The organism is Bradyrhizobium sp. USDA 3364 (assembly GCF_054056355.1).
The window spans coordinates 2000157-2021175 of record NZ_JBSRYG010000002.1 but is presented as its reverse complement, the minus strand read 5'-3'; the positions used below and the strand labels follow the sequence as shown (position 1 = coordinate 2021175).

Annotated in this window: 18 protein-coding genes and 1 pseudogene; 4 read left to right on the top strand and 15 right to left on the bottom strand. The window is 61.4% G+C overall.

All coding sequences use genetic code 11. The features are described 5' to 3' along the window. The first annotated feature begins 160 nt into the window (after window positions 1-160). A complete protein-coding gene (locus ACVILL_RS09405; RefSeq protein ID WP_456728803.1) occupies window positions 161-967 on the top strand; it encodes an IclR family transcriptional regulator domain-containing protein in 807 nt (268 codons plus the stop codon). 227 nt (window positions 968-1194) lie between these two features. Then, a complete protein-coding gene (locus ACVILL_RS09400; protein WP_456728802.1) occupies window positions 1195-2202 on the top strand; it encodes a PAS domain S-box protein in 1008 nt (335 codons plus the stop codon). Between the two features lie 212 nt (window positions 2203-2414). On the opposite strand, the gene ACVILL_RS09395 is transcribed toward ACVILL_RS09400, so the two are convergent. Then, complete coding sequence (locus ACVILL_RS09395; protein WP_456728801.1) at window positions 2415-4007, bottom strand: winged helix-turn-helix domain-containing protein; 1593 nt, start codon at window positions 4005-4007, stop codon at window positions 2415-2417. A gap of 139 nt (window positions 4008-4146) precedes the next feature. Between ACVILL_RS09395 and ACVILL_RS09390 the strand changes: the two genes are divergently transcribed. Further along, complete coding sequence (locus ACVILL_RS09390) at window positions 4147-5190, top strand: methyltransferase (protein ID WP_456728800.1); 1044 nt, start codon at window positions 4147-4149, stop codon at window positions 5188-5190. Window positions 5191-5321: 131 nt separating this feature from the next. Then, window positions 5322-5774 (top strand): annotated as a pseudogene (locus tag ACVILL_RS09385) (IS110 family RNA-guided transposase); the annotation flags it as partial. Between the two features lie 200 nt (window positions 5775-5974). Here ACVILL_RS09385 and ACVILL_RS09380 read toward each other — a convergent pair. The 14 genes from ACVILL_RS09380 to ACVILL_RS09315 all read right to left on the bottom strand — a co-directional run bounded on the left by ACVILL_RS09380 (window position 5975) and on the right by ACVILL_RS09315 (window position 20999). Next, the gene (locus tag ACVILL_RS09380; RefSeq protein WP_456728799.1) at window positions 5975-7303 is read right to left on the bottom strand and encodes an epoxide hydrolase family protein; all 1329 of its coding nucleotides are present in this window, start codon (window positions 7301-7303) and stop codon (window positions 5975-5977) included. Between the two features lie 446 nt (window positions 7304-7749). Beyond that, window positions 7750-8268 carry a TSUP family transporter gene (locus tag ACVILL_RS09375; RefSeq protein ID WP_456728798.1) on the bottom strand — a complete coding sequence of 173 codons (519 nt, stop codon included), beginning with the start codon at window positions 8266-8268 and terminating at the stop codon, window positions 7750-7752. A 72-nt stretch (window positions 8269-8340) separates the two neighbouring features. After that, window positions 8341-9294 (bottom strand): efflux RND transporter periplasmic adaptor subunit, encoded by a 954-nt coding sequence (locus tag ACVILL_RS09370; RefSeq protein ID WP_456728797.1) that lies wholly within the window; start codon window positions 9292-9294, stop codon window positions 8341-8343. Next, window positions 9291-9734 carry a DUF983 domain-containing protein gene (locus tag ACVILL_RS09365; protein WP_456728796.1) on the bottom strand — a complete coding sequence of 148 codons (444 nt, stop codon included), beginning with the start codon at window positions 9732-9734 and terminating at the stop codon, window positions 9291-9293. The genes ACVILL_RS09370 and ACVILL_RS09365 overlap by 4 nt, the downstream gene beginning before the upstream one ends. After that, the gene (locus tag ACVILL_RS09360) at window positions 9731-9940 is read right to left on the bottom strand and encodes a DUF1656 domain-containing protein (RefSeq protein WP_456728795.1); all 210 of its coding nucleotides are present in this window, start codon (window positions 9938-9940) and stop codon (window positions 9731-9733) included. The genes ACVILL_RS09365 and ACVILL_RS09360 overlap by 4 nt, the downstream gene beginning before the upstream one ends. Next, window positions 9937-11967: an FUSC family protein gene (locus tag ACVILL_RS09355; RefSeq protein ID WP_456734219.1), complete on the bottom strand. Its 2031-nt coding sequence runs from the start codon at window positions 11965-11967 to the stop codon at window positions 9937-9939. The genes ACVILL_RS09360 and ACVILL_RS09355 overlap by 4 nt, the downstream gene beginning before the upstream one ends. 34 nt (window positions 11968-12001) lie before the next feature. Then, window positions 12002-12436: a hypothetical protein gene (locus ACVILL_RS09350; protein ID WP_456728794.1), complete on the bottom strand. Its 435-nt coding sequence runs from the start codon at window positions 12434-12436 to the stop codon at window positions 12002-12004. A 221-nt stretch (window positions 12437-12657) separates the two neighbouring features. Then, complete coding sequence (locus ACVILL_RS09345) at window positions 12658-13632, bottom strand: 3-hydroxyacyl-CoA dehydrogenase NAD-binding domain-containing protein (protein ID WP_456728793.1); 975 nt, start codon at window positions 13630-13632, stop codon at window positions 12658-12660. Window positions 13633-13653: 21 nt separating this feature from the next. Continuing rightward, complete coding sequence (locus ACVILL_RS09340; RefSeq protein WP_456728792.1) at window positions 13654-14568, bottom strand: 3-hydroxyacyl-CoA dehydrogenase; 915 nt, start codon at window positions 14566-14568, stop codon at window positions 13654-13656. A gap of 43 nt (window positions 14569-14611) precedes the next feature. Further along, complete coding sequence (locus ACVILL_RS09335; RefSeq protein WP_456728791.1) at window positions 14612-15838, bottom strand: CaiB/BaiF CoA transferase family protein; 1227 nt, start codon at window positions 15836-15838, stop codon at window positions 14612-14614. A 71-nt stretch (window positions 15839-15909) separates the two neighbouring features. After that, entirely contained in the window at window positions 15910-17127 is a 1218-nt protein-coding gene (locus ACVILL_RS09330; RefSeq protein WP_456728790.1) for an acyl-CoA dehydrogenase family protein, read from the bottom strand. Window positions 17128-17228: 101 nt separating this feature from the next. After that, window positions 17229-20033, bottom strand: a complete 2805-nt coding sequence (locus ACVILL_RS09325; RefSeq protein ID WP_456728789.1) for an AAA family ATPase — start codon at window positions 20031-20033, stop codon at window positions 17229-17231. A gap of 160 nt (window positions 20034-20193) precedes the next feature. Next, window positions 20194-20655 (bottom strand): transglutaminase-like cysteine peptidase, encoded by a 462-nt coding sequence (locus ACVILL_RS09320; protein ID WP_456728788.1) that lies wholly within the window; start codon window positions 20653-20655, stop codon window positions 20194-20196. Then, window positions 20628-20999, bottom strand: coding sequence for a winged helix-turn-helix transcriptional regulator (locus ACVILL_RS09315; protein WP_456728787.1), 372 nt, complete (start codon window positions 20997-20999; stop codon window positions 20628-20630). Before ACVILL_RS09315 ends, ACVILL_RS09320 begins: the two co-directional genes overlap by 28 nt. Window positions 21000-21019 lie beyond the last annotated feature (20 nt).

Below are 21019 nucleotides of genomic sequence, written 5' to 3'. Positions count from 1 at the left end.
AAGACGAGAATATGAAGTTACAAATCGTGGCCTGCAGGCGCGCCACCTTTTAACGTGACGGCCGCGATTGCCAGAAAAATCGACGTGCATTACGCTCCGTGGAACGCTACATTCCACAATGTGTAATCAGCCATTCCACATTGTGGAACGCAGGAGAGCGATGGCGGGCCCGAAAGTGATCAAGAGCTTGGAGCGCGGTCTGCTTGTGCTCCAAGCGCTTCAAATGCAGCCTGATTCGTCGCTGCAAGAGCTTTACGCCTTCACGAACATATCCAAACCGAGCCTGTTGCGGATCCTTCACACGCTCGCACGATCGGGTCTGGTTACGCGACGCCTTGCCGACGGGCGCTACCGCATCGGCGCGACGCTTGCGCACGCGCCTTCGCGTCGCGAGCATCGTGACCGTATCGCGGAAGCCGCAGCACCGATCCTTCAGCGATTGTGTGAACGCGTGTCCTGGCCGTCCGATTTGATGGTGCCTGCCGGCGATCATATGGAAATCCGCGAAACCAGCCGTTCGCGCAGCCCGATCCTGTTGCAGGAGGAGCGGATTGGATTACAGGTGAATTGGCTCCTGACTGGAGTTGGACGAGCTTATCTGGCCTATTGTCCTGCCAAAGAGCGGCAGCGAATTATCGAAATGCTGCGCACATCAAGCAAAGCGGAAGACCGCTTAGCGCGAGAGCCGGCGCGCCTCAATGCCATTCTCGCGGAGGTACGAGCGCGCGGCTACGCAACCCGCGATCCAACACATGTCGGCGGCTGGTATGGCCGACCTCCGCATGCGGACGGCCTGATTTCGATTGCGGTTCCCCTGCGTGACGGACCTCGGGTTCTGGGATCGATTAACATTGTCTGGCTCAAAACCGCCTTTTCGGTCGAGGCCTTTGTCTCCCGGCATCTCGGCGAGCTTCAGGATGCCGCAGAGGAAATCGTCAATTCGCTTCGGCGTCGATCAAGACGTTGAAGGTCGACTTGTGGCGCCAACGGCGGCGGGCATCCCCAATGTCCACTCGCGGGCCTTCCACGGCTTGGAGCCCCTTGTGTGGGCACCGCGTCGTTTACCTGCGCTGCAGATTTTGGTCGCTACCGCGCATAGCGCACTTTGGTAAGCCGTAGGCCCGGCAGATTTCTGGGTTCACGGCCTAGAACAAGTACTATAGTCTTGCAGCTTGGCCGTGTCTGGGGGCGTTTATGACGCAGAAGACCAATCTGGGAATTGCGCCCACGCCTACGGAGATCGAAGCGGCCCTTCGCGAAAGCGAGCAGCGGTTGCGTTGGCTAGCTTCCATTATCGATTCCAGCGATGATGCGATCGTTAGCAAAAATCTCGATGGCATCATTTCAAGTTGGAATAGCGGTGCTGAGCGCATCTTCGGCTACTCCGCCAGCGAGGCCATTGGTCAGCCTATTACCCTTGTGATCCCTCAAGATCGGCACAGCGAAGAACGTGAGATTTTAACGCGCCTCCGGCGAGGTGAGCGCATCGATCATTTCGAGACGGTTCGGCAACGCAAGAACGGCAGCTTGATCGTCGTGTCGCTGACCGTTTCTCCTGTCAAGGATGCAAGCGGAAAAATCGTCGGCGCATCAAAGATTGCGAGAGACATTACCGAGCAGAAGAAAAATCAGGAGCTGATCGTGACCTTGGCGCGAGAGGCAGAGCACCGGAGCAAGAACTTGCTCGCGAACGCGATGGCAACGGTCAATCTTTCTCAGTCGAACTCGCCTGAAGGTCTCAAAGAGATAATCGCTGGACGCATCCAGGCACTAGCAAATGTTTGTTCGCTTTTTGCGGAAACGCGTTGGATCGGTGCGGAAATATCCGCGATTGCGACACAGGAACTAGCTCCTTATTCCGATGGGAAGCGAACGTTCACGGACGGTCCACAAACCCTATTAGCGCCAGACGCTGCTCAAGCAATTGCGGTAGCGATGCATGAACTAGCGACCAATGCAGCGAAATACGGTGCTTTGTCCAAACCCGACGGCCAAGTCCGTCTGGAATGGTCACACCAGGTTGGCGGCGGACTGCGACTACGCTGGACGGAGACAGGTAGTCCAGTTGCGCACGAACCAACGCGAAAAGGACTTGGTAGCCGCATCATCGAACAGATGATCGTCCAGCAGAAGGGGGAAGTTCGCTTTGACTGGGGCAAAGACGGCCTTGTCTGCGAAATTACGCTGCCAAGTCTGGGGTGAGAGGTTGAGCGGAAGTCGTCCCACACTGGAGCCGACTGCAGCCTTTGTGAAGGGTTTCGGATGCCGCCGCTTGAGGGACGGCGCCGCGTATTCGGCGGTCGGCGTCCGAGACCCTTCACAGAAGCGGACGTCAACCAACCGACGACCGCCGCCGAATCCGTCGAAAATGACCCAAAGCATACCTGCCGACACGCCGCAAATATGTCAGTTTTCTAGCTTCGTCTGGAGGTCTGGCCTGATTTCGAGGTTTCTGCAACGCCCGCTTTGCGAAGTCCGGCCAGCAGTCGATCGAGAGAAGTTGCGTCAAAGACGACGTAATCCCGGAGCACCTGGGTAATCGAAAAATCTGGTCGATGCTTTCGCGTCTCCCGAATCTCCTGCTTTGCGCCTGCGTGATCGCCCAGATGCCCAAGCGCTGACGTGATAATCATATGCGGCGCCCAGGTGTCGAATGCCTGGATGGCCTCACGGGCGAGTTCAACGGCCTTAGTGTCATTACCTAGATAGAGATATCCGATAGAGAGTATGTTGAGATACTGGCGTGCGTTCGGAGCGAAAGGACTCAAACGGAGCGCCCATTCGACCTGTCGAATTCCCTCTTCGCAGCGGCCAGAGTGGATCAGAATCCGGCCAAGGATCGCATGGGCGTGCGCGAAGCTTGGATTGAGTGCAATCGCGCGCCTCGCCGCATTGACTGCGGACTCTGGTTGGCGATCGAAAGTCAGGCCCCAAGCCAACGCCAGATGCGATAAAGCGTCCCGATCGTCGAGCACTACCGCACGGCGGGCACGGTCGAGAATATCTTTCGGGTCATGCGCGGCGTAGCAGAAGAAGAGATCCTCTGCCTGACTCCACGCGATCGCCGCATGAGCGGGCGCAAAACCGGAGTCGAGCGCGAGCGAGCGCTCGAGCACCCGTCGCGCCTCGACATTTCCGTCCCGCGTGCGCTGCGCGATCAACGCCATCCCGCGATGGAACAGCTCCCAAGCGCCCAAGTTTTCGGGGGGCGTGGCCTTGGTTCGCTCGTATTCGGCGCGGCCCAGTTCCGGTTCGATCTGCCCAGCGATCTCCCGGGCGATCTCGTCTTGAATGGCAAAGACATCGTCGAGCCTGCGATCGAACCGCTCCGCCCAGACGTGATTGCCAGTACCACCGTCCAGGAGTTGGGCAGAAATCCGGATGCGTCCGGCATCCCTGCGGACGCTGCCTTCGACCACATAGCGTACGCCAAGCGTCGCCGTGATCTCGCGTACATCGGGGAGTTCGCGCTTGTATCGGAGCGTCGCATTGCGTGCGATCACGAAAAATTGCCGGATGCGGCTGAGCGCGGTGATGAGGTCTTCCGTAATCCCGTCTACGAAGAAGTCGTGTTCGGTGTCGCCAGACATGTTGGTGAATGGCAGAACCGCGATCGACGGACGATCCCCAAGCGCCACTGTTGAGGCTGAGGGTTCGGGCGACTTCTCGATAGGTAAGTAAGAACTCGCAACCGCCTGACGCTTCTCTACCTCGCCAACAAACCGAACGCCCTTTCGCGCGATGGTGCGAATTAGTCGTTGCTGGTCGCCGTCATCGCCGATCGCACGGCGCGCCGCGTTGATACGACTGATCAACGTCGATTCAGACACGATGCGGCCGTTCCAGACGGCCTCCAATAGGTCGTCCTTGGTGACCACTCGGTCATGGTTCTCGATCAGATAGACTAGGAGGTCGAAAACCTGGGGCTGCACCGGCACAAGGCTTTCGCCCCGCTGAAACTCGCGCCGGTCGGTATCCAACACACACTTCTCGAAATAGAGGCGCACCCTATCGGCTCCAGCGGGCGGCTCCGGCCGCAGTCGGCATGTCAATGGAAAGAGCATGAAAAATCAATACGGCCCCAAGGCCAACGTCGCGCTCCGAAACTAATCTGGTTGCATTGCGTACCCCTCGGGAGAACAAGCCATGAACGAGCAAAGTCAGTCGAAAGACCTCAACACGACGGTATCGGTCACGCCGGACGTCATCATGCAACTCGGCTTCGCCTTTTGGGGCTCAAAGACGCTGCTAAGCGCGGTCGAACTCGGGCTGTTCACTTTGCTGGCCAACGGGCCGCTCAGCGCAGACGTTTTGACGACCCGGCTGAAGCTTCATCCGCGCAGCGTCCGAGACTTCCTCGATGCGCTGGTCTCGCTCGGACAGCTCGAACGTAACGATGGTTTGTACTCCAACACGCCGGCCGGCGCCCAATTTCTCGACCGACGCAAACCGTCCTATGTCGGCGGAATACTCGAAATGGCGAACGCGCGGCTTTATCCATTCTGGGGTACGCTGACCGAAGCCTTGCGTACCGGAGAGCCGCAGAACGAAGCGAAGCAAGGTCGCGACCTGTTCGACGAGATATACCGCAACCCGGAGATCCTCTCAGAGTTCCTCAAGGCGATGACGGGATTGAGTCTTGGCGCCGCGCACGCTATTGCAGAGAAATTTCCTTGGGCTGACTATAAGAGCTTCGCCGACATCGGCACCGCACAGGGTGGCCTTGCGGTCGAGCTTGCACGGGCGCATCCCCATCTCTCCGGCATCGGCTTCGATCTGCCAGTGGTGAGGCCGCATTTCGACGCCTACGCAGCGCAGTTCAGTCTATCCGGGCGCCTTTCATTCCAGGCAGGTGATTTCTTCACGCAGGGGATGCCACCAGCCGATGTGCTGATTATGGGGCATATTCTGCACGACTGGAGCCTTGAGAAAAAGCGGACGCTGATACGAAAGGCTTACGACGCGCTACCGTTCGGCGGTGCGTTGATCATCTACGATCCGATCATCGACGATGACCGTCGGCGCAATGCCTTTGGATTGCTGATGAGCCTGAACATGCTAATTGAGACCCGCGAAGGCTTCGACTTTACGGGGGCGGACTGCATGGGTTGGCTCAAGGAGGCAGGCTTTGCAGAGATGCGCATCGAACCGCTGGTCGGTCCAGACTCGATGGTGATCGGACTCAAGTGAAGAAACTTGCGGAGGCTTCGGTATCGGATCGAAGCGGATATTGACGAAGATTTATGATGGGGTGGACGCCCCGCCCGACGGCATCGATGTGCCAAAGTGGAGGTGTTGAGCACCACTTAAGGGAGGCGTCCGTGTCCGAAGTTAGCATAATCGGTCTGGACATCGCCAAGCATGTTTTCCACGCTCATGGAGCGGACGGGAACGGGCGAGTTGTATTCAGCAAACGGATCAGCCGAGGAAAGCTGCTGGATTTCTTCGCGGCCCAGCCGAGTTGCACGGTGGCTCTGAAGGCATGTGGCGGAGCCCATCACTGGGCGCGTCAGCTCGCGCAGCTTGGCCATGAAGTTCGGCTGATCCCTCCCGCCTATGTAAGCCGTTTGTGAAGCGGCAAAAGAACGACGCGATCGATGCCGAGGCGATCTGCGAAGCAGCGCAGCGGCCTAGCATGCGGTTTGTGGCCGTGAAGAGCGAACAGCAACAGGCGGCGGGTCCAGTGTTTCGGACCCGTGACCTGTTAGTGCGGCAGCGAACGCAGCTCATCAACGCGATCCGGGGACACCTCACTGAATATGGTCGGGTCGCACCTAAGGGGCCGTCGCACGTGGCGATGCTTACCGACCTGATCGAGGAAGAAGACATGGCCAGCTCGCTTCCCAAAGCGGCCCACGCCATGTTCCGATTGATGTTGGACCTGCTGACTGACCTCGATGGCAAGGTCGCGGACCTCGACCAGGAAATTGCGAGAATCAGCCTTGCTGGCTCAAAGCAACGCGCCTCGGGCTTGCTACCGCAGGGGCCCGAACGCCGCGCGGACTTCTTGTGAGAACAGAGTCGGCTGTTCCCAGGCCGCGTAGTGACCGCCTGCCGCAACGCGGTTGTAGTAGATCAGCTTGTGATAGGCGCGCTCCGCCCAACTCCGCGGCGCTTGGTAATTTTCGCCGGGGAATACGCTCACCGCGGCCGGGATGGAGACGTTGGCGGGCAGGTAAAGGTTGGTCTTGTTCTCCCAGTACAGGCGGGCCGAGGAGATCGCCGTATTCGTCACCCAGTAGAGCGTGATGTCATCCAGCACGTCATCACGCGTGAGGTTCTCCGAGGCGTGTCCGTTCACGGGGCGCCCGAGTATTGCCGATGTTATCGGCACAGCCGGCTGGCCCCACCCGTCGCCGTGATCGATCATCCAGGCGGCGAGACCCACGGGAGAGTCGGCAATTCCGTACAGCGTCTGCGGGCGGGTGGCCATGAAGGCGGCGTAGGCGCGCCGCTTGGCGATCGCGACCTTGAGTTCGTCGAACGCGCTCTGCTCGTCGTCCGCAAGGTCGGCCGGAGCGGGATCGCCGCTCTGCAGAGCTTTCAATATCTCGGGCGGAACGGTGCCGGGCAGGTTGACGTGAATGCCTAGCAATTCCGGCGGCGCCAACTTCCCCATTTCATTGGAGACCGGCGAACCCCAGTCACCGCCTTGCGCAACGAAGCGTGCATATCCAAGCCGTTTCATTAGCACGACCCAAGCGCGCGCGATGCGGACCGGATCCCAGCCCGTCGAGGCTGGCTTGCCGGAAAAGCCATAGCCCGGCATGGAAGGAATCACGAGATGAAAAGCGTCCGAGGCGGGTGCGCCGTGGGCCGTCGGATTGGTCAAGGGATCGATGATCTTCAGCTGCTCGATGATCGAACCAGGCCAGCCGTGTGTGACGATGAGCGGCAGCGCACTTTCATGCTTCGCGCGAACATGAATGAAATGGATATCCAATCCATCGATCTCGGTGATGAACTGCGGCAGCGCGTTCAACCGCGCCTCTACCTTGCGCCAGTCATAGCCGGCCGCCCAATAGCGCGCGAGCTCCTGCATAGTCGCAAGCGGCACGCCCTGCGAATCGTCGGCAACCGTTTCATTCTCGGGCCACCGCGTCGCGGTGATGCGCGCGCGCATATCAGCCAGGACGGATTCCGGAATGTCGATGCGGAAGGTGCGGATGGCTTCACCCAGAGCCGCCGGCGCCGGATGTGCGGGGAACAGGCTCGCTGCACCAGCCGCGGCGGTGCCGATCGCTCTGGTCAGAAACTGCCGGCGGCTCGGCGCGGCCGCCGCTGCAAATGTAGAAATGCTCATGATAAAATCTCCTGCTAACGGGGAATGATTGATGAGCGATGTTACGCGCGGAGGAATATTCAAGTCGAGAGAGTTTGCCAGTGACCGCCACCGGCATCGTGCTCATAGACAAGAGTCGGCTTAATCCGAACAAGGTGACCATTGACCTATGCTCGCTTTCTAGCCGCAGGGTCTGGTGATGCTCAGTCCCGTAGCTTTATCGAGGCCGAAGAAGCTGGAGCAACCCGCGTATGTCTGCGAGGCTCTTCCCGAAAGTGGCGCGCCGCGTCGGCGCCATGAGCTACGCGAGATAGCCCCGAAACACCGTCCCACAACAGCTTCAAGGCGGTCAGGACCAGCAATGCGTAGCAGGTCCGAAATGTCTGCCGCCGATCCAGCCTGCCGTGCAAGCGCCAGCCAAGCCACACGACGCTGGGAAAGGCGAGCAGGCACGCCGCCATCAATATCTAGACATTCTCGGCCGGCCGCACCAAGAGCAGCCAAGGCGCCTTGCCGACAGTGAAGAACATGCTTGTCGTTCCGGCATAGACTTCCTTGCTGAGGCCGAGCGGCAGCAGATACATCGCAAGCGGCGGCCCGCCGGAATGGGCAACCATCGTCGTCACGCCCGAGGCAACACGGGCCGCCACCGCCTTCGGCCACGAACGCGGACGAATGATCGCCTGCGATTCGCCGACAAGCCAGAGTGCGACGAAGATCAAGGTGGTCAGCGCCATCATGATCGCGACGGCCCGATGGTCGAGCACACGAAACAGCACATAGCCGAGCCCGATGCCGGCCACGAGTCCCGGCACTAGCAGCTTGAGGACGCCTCGACCATGTCGAAGGCTTCCAGTAACGCAGCGCGAACACGTCCATCGCGATGAACAATGCTCCAGCAGCCCGCCGGAGGTCACCGGGTCCGTCACTAGCGACAACAAGGGAATGCCGACAATGGGGAACCCGCCGCCGAACGCGCCCTTCATGAAGCAGATCAGGAAGCGCCGGCAAAGGCGATCAGGATCGTGGTAGTGGTGAGCTCCATGGCAATTATGACATCAAGCGCTGCGTTGCCTCATCTTGCAGGCAGGGTATTGCGAGGTTGTCGCCTGAGCCTGGCTGTTGTGGCGGTCGCCATGCTGCGCAAACCCAAGCACCTCGACAGTTGCGGTCGCGCCCGCAACGAGCGCACTACGCTCGGAGCGGTCGAGTACGATCCGCACCGGCACCCGCTGCGCCAGCCGCACCCAGTTGAAGGTCGGGTTGACGTTGGCAAGCAACGTCTGGCCGTTGCTGCGATCGCGATCCTCGATTCCGGCCGCGATGCTTTCAACGCGTCCGCGCAGCGTGTGATGGCTGCCCATTAGCTGCACGTTGACGGCGTCGCCCAGATGGATGCGCTGCAGCTTGGTCTCCTCGAAATAGCCCTGGACGTGCAGCGTGTCGGAATCGAGCAGCGCCATCACGCCTTTGCCGGGCGTCAGATAGGTGCCGGGCCGCAGCTCCATATTGGTGACGATGCCATTGACGGCGGCGCGCACCTCGCTGCGCTCGAGGTTGAGTTTTGCTAGCGCAACATCCGCGACGGCCTGGTCATAGGCGGCCTGCGCCGAGCCCTGGGTGGCGGTGACCTGATCCATTCGCTGCGTGGAGACGACCACGCCGGGGGTCAGCGCGCTGTAGCGCTTCAGATCGGCGTTGGCATTGTCGAGCATGGCGCGCTTGCCATCCTGCACCGCTTCGGCTTGCTTCAGCGCGATTTCGTAGCGCGCGCGGTCGATCCGGAACAGCACGTCGCCGCGATGAACCTGCTGGTTATCCCTGACCAGCACCTCGGCGACGAAGCCGGAGACGTCGGGCGCAACAGGCACCACGTCGGCCCGCACGTGACCATCTCGGGTCCAGGGCGCGTCCATGTAGTAATCCCACAGCTTGTAACCGGCCCAAAGTGCGAGCAGCACCATGAGAGCGGTCGGAGCGAAGCGGCGCAGCGGTTTAAGAAGGGCTTTCATGACACTAACTCCTTGGAGACGAGGTTCGGCAGGGGTGCAACACCATCGCGGGCTTCTTGATCCCGGCGGCGTTTGGAGGCTTCGAAGCCGTGCATGCCGGTCTGCCACTGGAGGCCGACGATTGTCCCCTTCACGGGCTGCAGCAAAAACAATGCCGCAAGCCCGGTCACGGGTATCCAGATCAGCAATTGAAGCAAGACGGGAGGTGAATAGGCCATCTCGACGGCAAGAAGTGCCGGCACAACAAGGTGGCCAACGACAGCGATGACAAGATAGGCCGGAAGGTCGTCTGCGCGTTGCGGCGTGTAATCCTCGCCGCAAGCCTCGCAGCTGTCGACCACCTTCAGAAAGCGGCCGAACAGATGGCCTTCACCGCAGTTCGGGCACTTCATCGTGAACCCGCGCCATAAGGCTTTCGGAAATGAATCAGGGGCTTTCATGAGAGCAACTCCTTGGATGCGAAGACCAGGCCGGCGGCCAGGCAGATAAAAAGCGAGAAATCAAACAACGCGGGATGCCAGATCCCGCGATACAGGCCGACCCTCGCGATCAACCTGCTGGCGATGCGCGCAAGCACGAAGGCGATCACACTCCACAGCAGTAGGCTCGGAACAAGCACGCCGAATAGATCGAGTTCGTATGTCATGCGGCCATCTCCCGTGGTTCTGGCGGCAACGGTTGGTAGATCGGGGCGTCCGGGAACAGCCCGAAGCGGATTCCGGAAAGGGCGATGAGCGCCTCACTGCGAGCCTCGCGCGCAAGTTCGTGCAGTATGAATGCGATCGTGTCGTCGAGTTGTCCGAGCAGTTCGTTCGGGAACTGGCCGGCACTCCGGGCTTCAAAGATCGCGGCAAGACGCGCGAGCAGCGCTTCGATCGCCGCTCTTGCGGAGCGCGATAGGCCGAGGCTCGCCTGGCGGGCATCGATGATGCTCAGGGCCGTCCGCAACTGACGAAGATTGGCGGCGTCGCTCCTCGCCTCGGCGGGAACCGCGGCAATGCGCTGGCCCAGCAGAGCGAGACGATGCTGCATGAGACTGGCGACCGCGACACGATCCTGCGACGAATTGCGTGCGGCGACCGCGGCCAGGGTCTCCCGGTTGCTCAGAAGCAACCTTCTTGCGATCCAGCCGGTCCCGAGGAAGCGAACGATACCGCATATGACGCCCGTGAGCCCGATGCCCAACACCAGCGCAATGCTGGAATTGGCGAACGACGCGAAGTCCGCCGCGTAGGATGATTGCAGCGCCAGCTGCACGGAGATCAGGTTGGCGAGCAGGGAGCCGACAAGGGCCGTCTGGGGACGCGCGATCATCCATCCGAACAGCACGAACGCCGGCATCAGCGCGGCCATCAACATCTCGAGCGTCGTGATCCGCGGCAGGATGCCGAACGTGTAGATCGCATTTATGATCACGACGAGGACGACCAGCGTGTAGGTCCTGCGGAATGTCGGAAGCGGTTCATCCGTGCTGGCGAGTTTTGTGCCGAGGATGGCGGCAAACAGCGCTGCAGTCGTGCCGTCCGTCCAGCCGGTGCCGATCCAGAACGCAAAGCATCCCAGCATGGAGAGCGTCGCGGCCGCGGCCGACCAGAGCGCAACGCCGCGATCGCGGTGCGCAACGGCTTGCCCCGATGCATCGAGGGTGAAGGCGAGCGCAAGCCGTTCCGGATCGCGGCCGTCGGCAATCGCCTGGCGCAGGGCGTGGCAATCCTGCATGATATCGACGAGGTTACGAAGCTGGGCCACGAGGCTGGCCGCCATGATCGCCCTCCAGGGCGCATCCCCGTCCAGCGCCGGCTGCATTTCTGCAAGCACCGCACGCAACAGATCCGCTTCCGCGCGATCCTGACGGCCCTCACCGAGCCAGCGCTCGATCCTGGCGCAGACCGCGCCGAGACTGGCTGGCATCCCACCACTGGAGTCGAGCGCCGCGATGCGGTCCTCAATCGAGGCGAACAGCGGCAGCAGCGCCAGCATGTGCCGGCGCAGGCGCTGCAGGCCGCGTATGATGTTCGCCGAAGTGGTGGACTCATAGTCGAGATGATCGTAGAGTTCGTCGATTGCGGACGCGGAAGCGGCAAGGCGCATGCGTTCGCTGTCGCGCTCGGGATCTCTGCCGCGATCGGTTAGGACTTCTGCGCCGAGCCGGCCAGCATCGGCAAGCCAGGCGTCTGCCTGCCCCGCGACGGCGGAGGCGACGCTCCGTGGCAGCACCAGCATCGAAACGACACTGGCGCAGATGATTCCCAGCGTGATCTCCTGCACACGGGAGACCGCGACGTCGAACGTGAATTCGGGCGTCGCCAGAACGGGAAATCCGACAATTGCGATGGTGTAGCCGGCCAACATGAACACGTAGCTGCGTGACGTGCCGTCGAGGAGCCCGATATACATGAAGGCGCCAACCCATAGCGCGGTCGCCAGGCTGAGCAGTTCGGGCGCATCCACGAGGTTCGGAACCAGGATGACCGCTCCTGCCGCACCGATCAGCGTTCCCAGGATACGGTAGACCGCTTTCGAGGAGGTCGCTCCGGTCAGTACGCTGGTGGTCACATAAACGCTCGTCATCGCCCAATACGGGCGCGGCATGTCAAGCAGCAGTGCGATGTTGAACGCCAGCATTGCGGCTGCAAACGTCTTCAGCGCAAAGACGAGTGCGGCATGTCGCATCCAGAATGGTTGAAGTTGGCTCATGGCGGCGCCGTCAGCAGGATTTCTGCATCCGCAGCGGATGCACACTCGCCAATTTGCAGGGTTGCGGCTTGGTCGTCGCCTCGACCGGACTGATTCCGTGGGGCCTCAGCATGAATACAAATGCGACGAGGCACAGCAGCGTGCTGGCGAACGTAGCGACACACAAAATGTCCTTCACGTTCAGCTCCCGACCAATTTCTGCTGCCGCATTTGAAGTACTGCCTTCCGGAATTTGTCGCGATACGGCAAATCCGAGATTCATCCTTGCGGATTGTGGAAAGGCGCTTGGAATGGCCTGGAATTCGACGTTTCCAGCCGCTTTGGGGTCGAGGGCTGGCTGAAGGCAGCGCCGCAGGTACCAGCGCCGCGAACGCATCGAGAGGTGTGCGCCAGCCGGCCCGGGCGGTCGTTTGACCAGGCACGGCGTCGAGCTCGCGACCGGCATCTGCGGCGGCTGTCGATTGCGAAGTTGGGGTGTCGAACACCACCCTGTCCGGCCATTTGTGATCCGAACGGATGCGCAAATTGACTCTCGCCTGCGGAGGAATTCCGGGATGGGACGCGTGGAGGGGAGCCGGGAAGCACCAATCGGCGGCAAACAGCGCCACCAACAGTATGCTTCCTACCCACGCAAAGTACTGACGTAGCGGCATTGCGGCCTCCGCCTCACTCGGCCGCAACCTGGCGCGGAGCGACGGCGTCTCCCTGCCTGGCGCGCAATTCGAGCAGACCAAGCAGGACCTCGTCCCTTTCCGCCGCGAGCTCGTCGATGCTGCGCGATCCGGCCTCGGCGTGAACGCCGTCGATCAGCTTCTTCTGGAGCTCGGGGGTCAGCGTCGGCGATCCCAAGACCTTCCACCAGGCCGTGATCGGTCCGGTGAACTGCTTCAGCATGTGCTCGATGCCGCCCGGGCCGCCGCCCAGATGATTGAGCATGACCTGGCCCATGATGCCCCAGCGCAGGCCCGGTCCCCAGGCGAGCGCCGTATCGACATCGGCGACACTGACCACGCCCTCGTCGACGAGGTAGTAAACCTCGCGGGCAAGCGCGGCCTGCAATCGATTGGCGACGTGGCCGGGGACCTCCTTGTTGAGGCGCACGGTCTGCTTTCCGATCGATCGATAGAATTCTGTCGCGCGCCTGATCGTTTCTTCCGAGGTCTTTGCGCCACCGACGATCTCGACCAGCGGGATCAGATGTGGCGGATTGAACGGATGACCGATGACGCAGCGCTCAGGATGCAGACGGCAATCCGACTGGATTTCGCTCATGGTCAGGCCGGACGAGCTTGATGCGACGATCACGTCGGCCGGCAGCTGTTCATCAAGCTCGCGATAGAGTTTTTTCTTGAAGTCGATCCGCTCTGGCCCGTTTTCCTGGACGAGGTCGGCGCCTGCCAGCGCGGTCGGCAGATCGCTGGAGAAGCTGAGGCGCGACTGCGATGCGCCACGCGCCAGGCCCAATCGCTCGAGCGCCGGCCATGCCGCCTTCACGAAGCGTCGCAAGGACGTTTCCGCGTCAGGCGCGACGTCGGTCGCGACGACATCCAACCCCTTGGCCAGGAACTGCGCGGCCCAGCTCGCACCGATGACACCGGTGCCGATGATCGCAACTTTCTGAATAGGCCTGTCGATGGTCATGTCATGTCTCCGATGGATTTGTCAGACTTCGGCGTAGGCGATGCCGGTGAGGTTGCCCTGGGCTTGGAGGAAGCTTCGCGCGTTCGTTCCGTCCAGGTTGGCGGAATAGACCGAGCCGGCGAAGTCGGTGACGAACATCCGGCTGCCGGCAACGTCGAGGTTGATGCCGATCCCCTCCATCAGATGCGTGATCAGGATTTCCTGCTCCGCCTTGCGGTCGATCGGCGCACGGCTGACGGTGTTGCCGCGCGGAGGGTCGCCGCGGTCGGTCCAGTAGAGGAGGCGGCTCTCCAGATCGAGCACGAGGTCGATCGGTTCCGGAAGGCGATCGAACAGCACCTCGATGTCGGAACGGTTTGCCGGGTTCTCGCCGGTGGGAATGTCGATATTGGCCCGGAAGATGCGGCCGAGGCCCGCGTTATCAGGGCCTTTCTGCGTCCAGTAGATCTTCCGAAGCACTGGATCGACGGTAATCCCGACGCACCATTTGGTCTGGTCGCGCCGATCATTGCCGCCGCGGCCGGTCTCGACCAGCGTTTCGACCTGTGAGCCGTCGAGGTTGGCGCGCATCACGCGCATGCCCTCGCGGTCGCCCCAATAGAGCTTGCCTTCGTCTTTCTCGAGATGGAGCTGCTTCGGCGTGAAGGTGACGCCTTCCGGGACGATGGTCCGGCGATTGCCGCCGTCAAGATCGGCGCGCTCGATCGAGCCGTCATTGAGGTAAGGCACGCCCATGTTGGTCCAATAGATATGACCCGCCTCAACATCGACGGCGATGCCGTCGGGGTTGCGGCAACCGGTGACGATGATCTTGCGGTCGGAGCCATCGGGCTTGATCGCGTGAATCCGGCCCCCGCTCAGTTCGAGCAGGAACAGGCGGCCGGAGCGGGTGGCGGTCGATGCCGCCTTTGTTCGTGTCGCTTCTAGCAAGGTCATGGTCTGTCCTTTTGATTTCACAGTTGCGTGCCGATGCCGGCGACTAGGCTGCGCGTTCCTTCGCTTTCGGCACGGCGCCGCTGGCGCGCAGGCCGTCGATGTCCTTGGCGTCGAATCCGAGTTCGCGGAGGACCGTGTCATTGTGCTCGCCGAGACTAGGCCCGCGCCGCGCCGGCTCCTTGGCGACACCATGCACCTGGATCGGACTGGAGATCGTCGAGGTCAGCTTGCCGACGGCGCCTTCGAGCGGAACGACGATGTCGTTCGCGGCGAGCTGCGGATCGTTGATCACTTCTTGCGGCCCGCGCACGGCGCCGAACGTGACGTGCAGCTTGCTGAATACCTCGTACCAATGCGCCATCGGCTTTGCGCCGAACACTTCGTCGAAGATGGCCGAAATCTCCGGCATGTTCGCCGCGAGCTTTGCAGGATCCGAGAACCGGGGATCGGTGAGGAGATCCTCCCGGCCGATGGCTTTTGCTACGGCCGTCAGCTTGTCGGGCGTGACGATGAGCACGAACCAGGTGCCGTCGCCGGCACGGTACACGTTGAGTGCCGCATTGGCGGGGTGCGTGCGGTCGTGAGGGGCGGCAAACTTGGCGCCGATCAGCGCGGCCTGGATCGAAACGCTCGCCGACCAAACACCCTGGGCAAGCAGCGAGGTCGTCACGAACGCCCCCTTGCCGGTACGCTCGCGGCGATACAATGCGGTGACGATCGCCGAATAGAGGCCGACGGCGGTGGCATTGTCGCCGCTGCCGCCCACCGGCCAGGTTGGCGGTGCGCCGGCATCGCGCGTCATCGAGAGCAGGCCGCTGCGCGCCCAATAGGAGGTGATATCGAAGCCGGGCAGATCGGCATCCGGGCCTTTTTCACCGAAGCCGGTGATATCCGCATAGATCAATCGCGGATTCCATTGCACGACGTCGTCGTATTCGAGCTTCAACTTCTTGCGTGCAGGGTGCGGCGTGTTGACGATGAACACGTCGGCCCATTTGACGAGTTTCTCGAGGACGGGCTGAGCGCCCGGAGATTTCAGATCGAGCGTGATGCCGCGCTTGTTGCGGTTGGCCAAATGCCAGGCATAGGCGTCCTTCGCCAGCGGCTGCGGCGGGACCTGATGCCCGTGTCTCCAGAGGTCGCCGCTCGGCGGCTCCACCTTGATGACGTCGGCGCCGAAGTCGGACAGGATTACGGCGGCGCTGGGTCCGGCGATGAAGCTCGCGAGGTCGACCACTTTCAGTCCGGAAAAAATGTTGTCGCTTGCCATGGATGTCGTTCCTTATGGTTGTGATGGACGCGCCGGCTTCATCGCCCGTGCGGAAGCCGGCGCTCGCGAGGTCAGACGAAGGCGCCGAGGCCGATGATGGCCTTGCCGACGATCAGGTTCTGCATCTGATAGGTGCCCTCGTAGGTGTAGAGCGCCTCGGCATCGGCGAAGAACCTCGCAACGTTGTAGTCGGCGACGATACCGTTGCCGCCGAGCAGCTCTCGCGCCCATGCCACCGTCTCGCGCATTCTGGCCGTGGTGAACGCTTTCGCGAGCGCTGCATGCTGGTCAGTGAGCTTGCCTTCCGCTTCCAGTTGCGCCGCGCGAACCACCAGGCTTTGGGATGCGGTGACGTTGCCGAGCATTTTGGCAAGAAGGTCCTGAACCAGCTGGAACGAGCCGATCGGTTTTCCGAACTGCTGGCGCTCCTGGGCGTATTTGACAGCGTGCTCGTAGGCGCCCATCTGGCATCCGGTCGCCTCCCAGGCCACGTCGTACCGGGTCAGGCGCAGCACTTTCGCGGTATCACGGAACGAGCTGTCGTTCTGCAGGCGGTTCGCTTCCGGCACTCGCACGTCCTTGAGCGTGATCTGGCCGTTCTGCACCACCTTGAGCGCGATCTTGTTCTGAATCTTTTCGACGCTGAAGCCCGGGGTCGTCTTGTTCTCGACGATGAAGCCCTTGACCTGATTGTCGGCCACGTCGCGCGCCCAGATCACCGAGACATCGCACCACGGTGCGTTGCCGATCCATCGCTTCTGGCCGTTCAAGACCCAGCTGTCGCCTTCACGCTTCGCCGTGGTCAACAGACCACCGGCCGCGCCCGAGCCGATCAGCGGCTCCGTCAGGCCGAAGCAGCCGATTTTCTCGTAGCGCGCCATCGGCGGCAGCCATTTCTGCTTCTGCTCTTCCGATCCGCCGAGGGCGATGGATTGCATCGCCAGTCCGTTCTGCACGCCGAAAAAGGTCGCGATCGAGGAATCGACCCGCGCCATTTCCATCCCGACGAGGCCAACCAGTAGCTGGCTGCCGCCGGCGCATCCGTAGCCCTCGATGCCGAGACCGCCGAGACTGAGCTCCTTGAACGCGGGAAGCAGTTCGAAGGGAAAGGCATCCTCGGTCCAGTATTTGGTGATGATCGGCGCGACCTTGGACTCCATGAAGGTCCGCACCTTCCGCACGATCGCTCGTTCCTCGGCCGTGAGGAGATCGGCGAACTGATAGAAGTCGCTGTTCGGCGGCGGAAGCTGTTTCGGTACGGAAGGCTTGAGTGCGGTAACGGTCGTCATTCGAGGCTCCTACTGGCGGGTTTGTGCTTACCCCGCAGAAGGTAGCTGGCCGACGGAATCCGCGGCATCCGTCAAATGACCAGTCCGGTGACAGACCCTGATCAGGATGCCCGGCTGTTGACGGTGGAGAGAATGGACCCCAGACCGGATCGAGAGACGACCCCGGTTTTGGAGAAGACCCGGTGCAAATGGTAGCCAACGGTTCGGTGCGATAGATAGAGTCTGGCCGCAATGACCTTGTTCGAAAGCCCTTGAGCGGCGAGCTGAGCGATGTGCAGCTCCTGCGGAGTCAGATTCTCCCATATCTGCTCGATCCGGTGAAGGCTCGCTTCACCGGCTGCCCGTAACTCCTCTCGCGCTCGATTGCTCCAGGGCGAAGCGCCAAGCGCGTCGAAAATGTCGCGGGCCTCGCGCAGTGGAGCCCGCGCGTTGGCGGACCTGCGTTGTCGGCGCAGCCACACGCCATAACCAAGCAGGAGGCGTCCTCGCAAGAAGGGCCAGTTCTTTGCAACTGGCCCAAGACCCAGCAGGAAGAAGCGTTCGGCATCTTCGTTCGTTGCGACCAGCGCCTTGCCGTAGCACAGCATCGTTTCGACCCACGGCACCGGCGTTGCAGCCGAGTCGCGTTCGATTTCTTCGATCACGCTAACAGCAGCTTGCGAATTATCCGAGTGGACGGCCGCCTCGACGAAATCGGCCAGCGCAAAAAACTGCAGTCCTGAGTTAAAGGCGGGATCGGCAGGCGCAAACAGGCGCCGCAGATGCTCGAAGGCTTCCCCGTGCCGGCCGCCACCGATAGCGGCAATGCCTCTTGCCAACTGCAACATAGCCAGCAGGAAACTGGCGCCCATGGAAAGAATCAAGCGCTCTGCCTGGGCGGCGAGCGCTTCGGACTGTTTCAAATCACCTTGCATGCCGGCGATTTTCGCCTTGACGATCGTAGCCGCAGCGACCCAAAGGGCAGCTCCGGTCTCCTCGGCAAAGCGAGCCGATTCCTCGGCTTCTCTCATGGCCCCTACCCAGTCGCCCACTTCCATTTCGGCCCACGCCTGTGCGAAAAGCACGCGCGCCAAATTGCCGATTCGGGCCTGCTTGCGCAGTTCTGCGCTCGACTCGGTCAGAAAGCTTACTCCGAGATCGAACGCTCCGATGACGTTCGCAGTACTTCCCAGGATTCGCGCGACATGCGGGTCGCCGCCCCTCTTTTCGGAAAGCGCCTTCAGTTTCGCGTGCAGTTCGCCGCTTCTCCGAAGCGGCTCGGCATAGGCGGATATTGCGATGAGACGTGGATCCAGCTCCGGCAAGTCCAGTTGGCTTGCTGCGGTGAGGACGTTTGCACGGACATTGCTGCTTGCGTTGCTCCACCAGCAGCGCTGTGCTGCTCGCCACAGAAGATTGCTCGCCAGATCCTTTGCGTCAGCGGCGCGCGCCTGGTCGGCAAGGTCGACCAGAGCGGATATCTTTGCGGGATCGTTGGCCATCGGGGGCTGACTCATTTCGCGGCACCATCCGATCCGGGCGGCGCTTAGCTTGTCCGACCGGTCCACCTCGGCCCCACGCAGCAAATGCTCTAGCAGATCCGGGCGACCAAGATCAGTCGCAATCTCGGCGGCCTGCAACAGCCGCTCTTTTCTGGCCTTTGCCATGCTGCTCAGTTTTGCCGCGATTTGCAGGATCTCGATCGCCATGGTCATGGCGCCCCGCCGCCGCGCACGGGCTGCCATGAGATCGTGTTCGGCAGCCAGCTCATCGTCCGGGCCGATCGCGGCGGCGGCACGGTGCCAGAGCCGGCGGTCCTGATCTTCGATGATCGCGGCGAGTGCAGCATGGACCTTCTGGCGCGCTGCTGGGCCGGCGGCTTGGTGGATCGCAGATCGTACCAGCGGGTGTCGGAACCGCACCTCCGTTGCATCGAAATCAACGAGTTTCGCCGAGACGGCGGGCGCCAAAGCATCAACTCCGACGCGTGTGGCAAGCAATGCTTCGCCGGCTCGCATGATTTCGTAGAGGGAAGCCACGTCGTTTTCCGCGGCGATATGCAACAGGGTCCTGGTGACATCGGGCAGATCGGACAAGCGGCCGGAAAAGGTGCGTTCAAGCCGCGCCGTTAGTGGAAGCCATGAGGCCTCACGTTCATCTTCTGCTTGCAAGCCGCGCGGCAGCTCGACCAACGCCAACGGGTTGCCGGCGGCTTCTCTCAGGAATCGGCTGCGTAGATTCTTCGAAAGGTCAGGCGCCTGGATGTCCAGCAAGCGGGCCGCGTCTGCCTCGCCGAGAACAGGAATAACGTGCCGTGGCGTATCGGCGTCGCCAAAGGGAAGATCAAAGCCCTCGCGCACGGCCAGCAGCAGAACGATGGAATCCGAACTCAATCGCCTGGACACAAAGGATAGCACCTCACGTGTCGCCTCATCCAGCCACTGAGCGTCGTCCGCGACGAGCAAAATTGGCTTATGACTTTCACCTCCAGTCAGAAGCGTAAGCGTGGCAAGGGCAACCAGCCAGATATCCGGAGACACAGCGGCATCATCGCTCAAGCCAAACGCATTCAGCAAAGCAGACCGCTGATGAGGGGCCAAAGATTTTGCCCGCTTCATCAGGGGGCGAAGTGCCCGCTCAAGTCCCGAGAATGCCAAATGGACTTCAGCCAGGACTCCCGTCGTGCTCAGTACGGTGATGCCGCGTTCGCGTGCCCTGCTCTTGGCCTCATCAAGCAGGGCGGATTTTCCAATCCCGGGTGCGCCGCTGAGGACGAGCGTAGACCCACCCCGATCGATCCGGTCGAGAAGCTGATCGATCAGTGCAATTTCCGCATCGCGTCCCTGCAAGGATGGCACGCTCGATGATGGGACGCTTTTGCGCTGATTCTGCTGCGGTGTCGCAGTTCTTTTCAGCCGTTTCGCCATATCAAGTCCCGGGCAGTCGGCTGAGATGATTTCAAGCCGGACCCCTGAGCACACCCTATCATGCGCCAGCGAAGAAGGGCATCCGGTGCATTGTATCGGCTCCACGACGAGGGGATTGCCCTGAGGCCTGCCTGAAGGCCGGTATAAGAATGGTGTCGGCTTAGGCACGCGATGGAGGCCATTCGGTCGAGGGCTGAGATCGCCTTCCAGGGTCGTTACACGAATGCGTCAATGGCCCATCCCGGCGCGCTCGACGGCTCGGGCGAACGCGCCAGGCACGTAAGTTGTCGAGGACAAAAATCGGAGCAGCTCGCATAACGTCCGTGTGGCGATCCAATGTGAGGATACGACTGTCAAGGATGAGCCACTCTCCAGCAACACGTGCCGCGAGCGCCGCATGATCTTCATTTGGGAAGACGCTCTTCATGAGGACGATCCTCAGATCAGCCTCAGACATGCCGACTTCCATCAGCGCCAGGTATTTGACGACCGCATAATCCTCACAGTCGCCCGGACTGAAGGGCCTCCAACGGAGGCTGCTCGAATGGGGTAACCGTATTCCAGCAACCTGAAGGAGCCAATTGCTTTCGTGCTTTATGGCGCGGCGCGCCGTTCGGCCCAAGTCAGCAGCGCATCAAGCGCGGGACATAGTTCCTGTCCCCATTCCGTCAGACCATACTCCACTTTCGGCGGCACCTGATGGTGGACAATCCGCTGGACGATGCTGTCTCGCTCTAATTGCCGAAGCTGCTGGATCAGCATCTTCTGAGAGACCGCGGGGATGGCGCGCTCAAGATCGGAGAAGCGAAGCATCTTCCCGCCGAACAGATGGAAGAGAATCACCAGCTTCCAACGGCCCTCCAAAAACTTAAACGCCTGCTCAACGCCGGTCGCGGCGGTGGCCGGTGTGTGCCTGTTCGCCTTACTCGAAGGTGAGTACCTTACTTTTTCGTGCGTTCTTGCCATTTCGTAAGCCTAGGCTCATC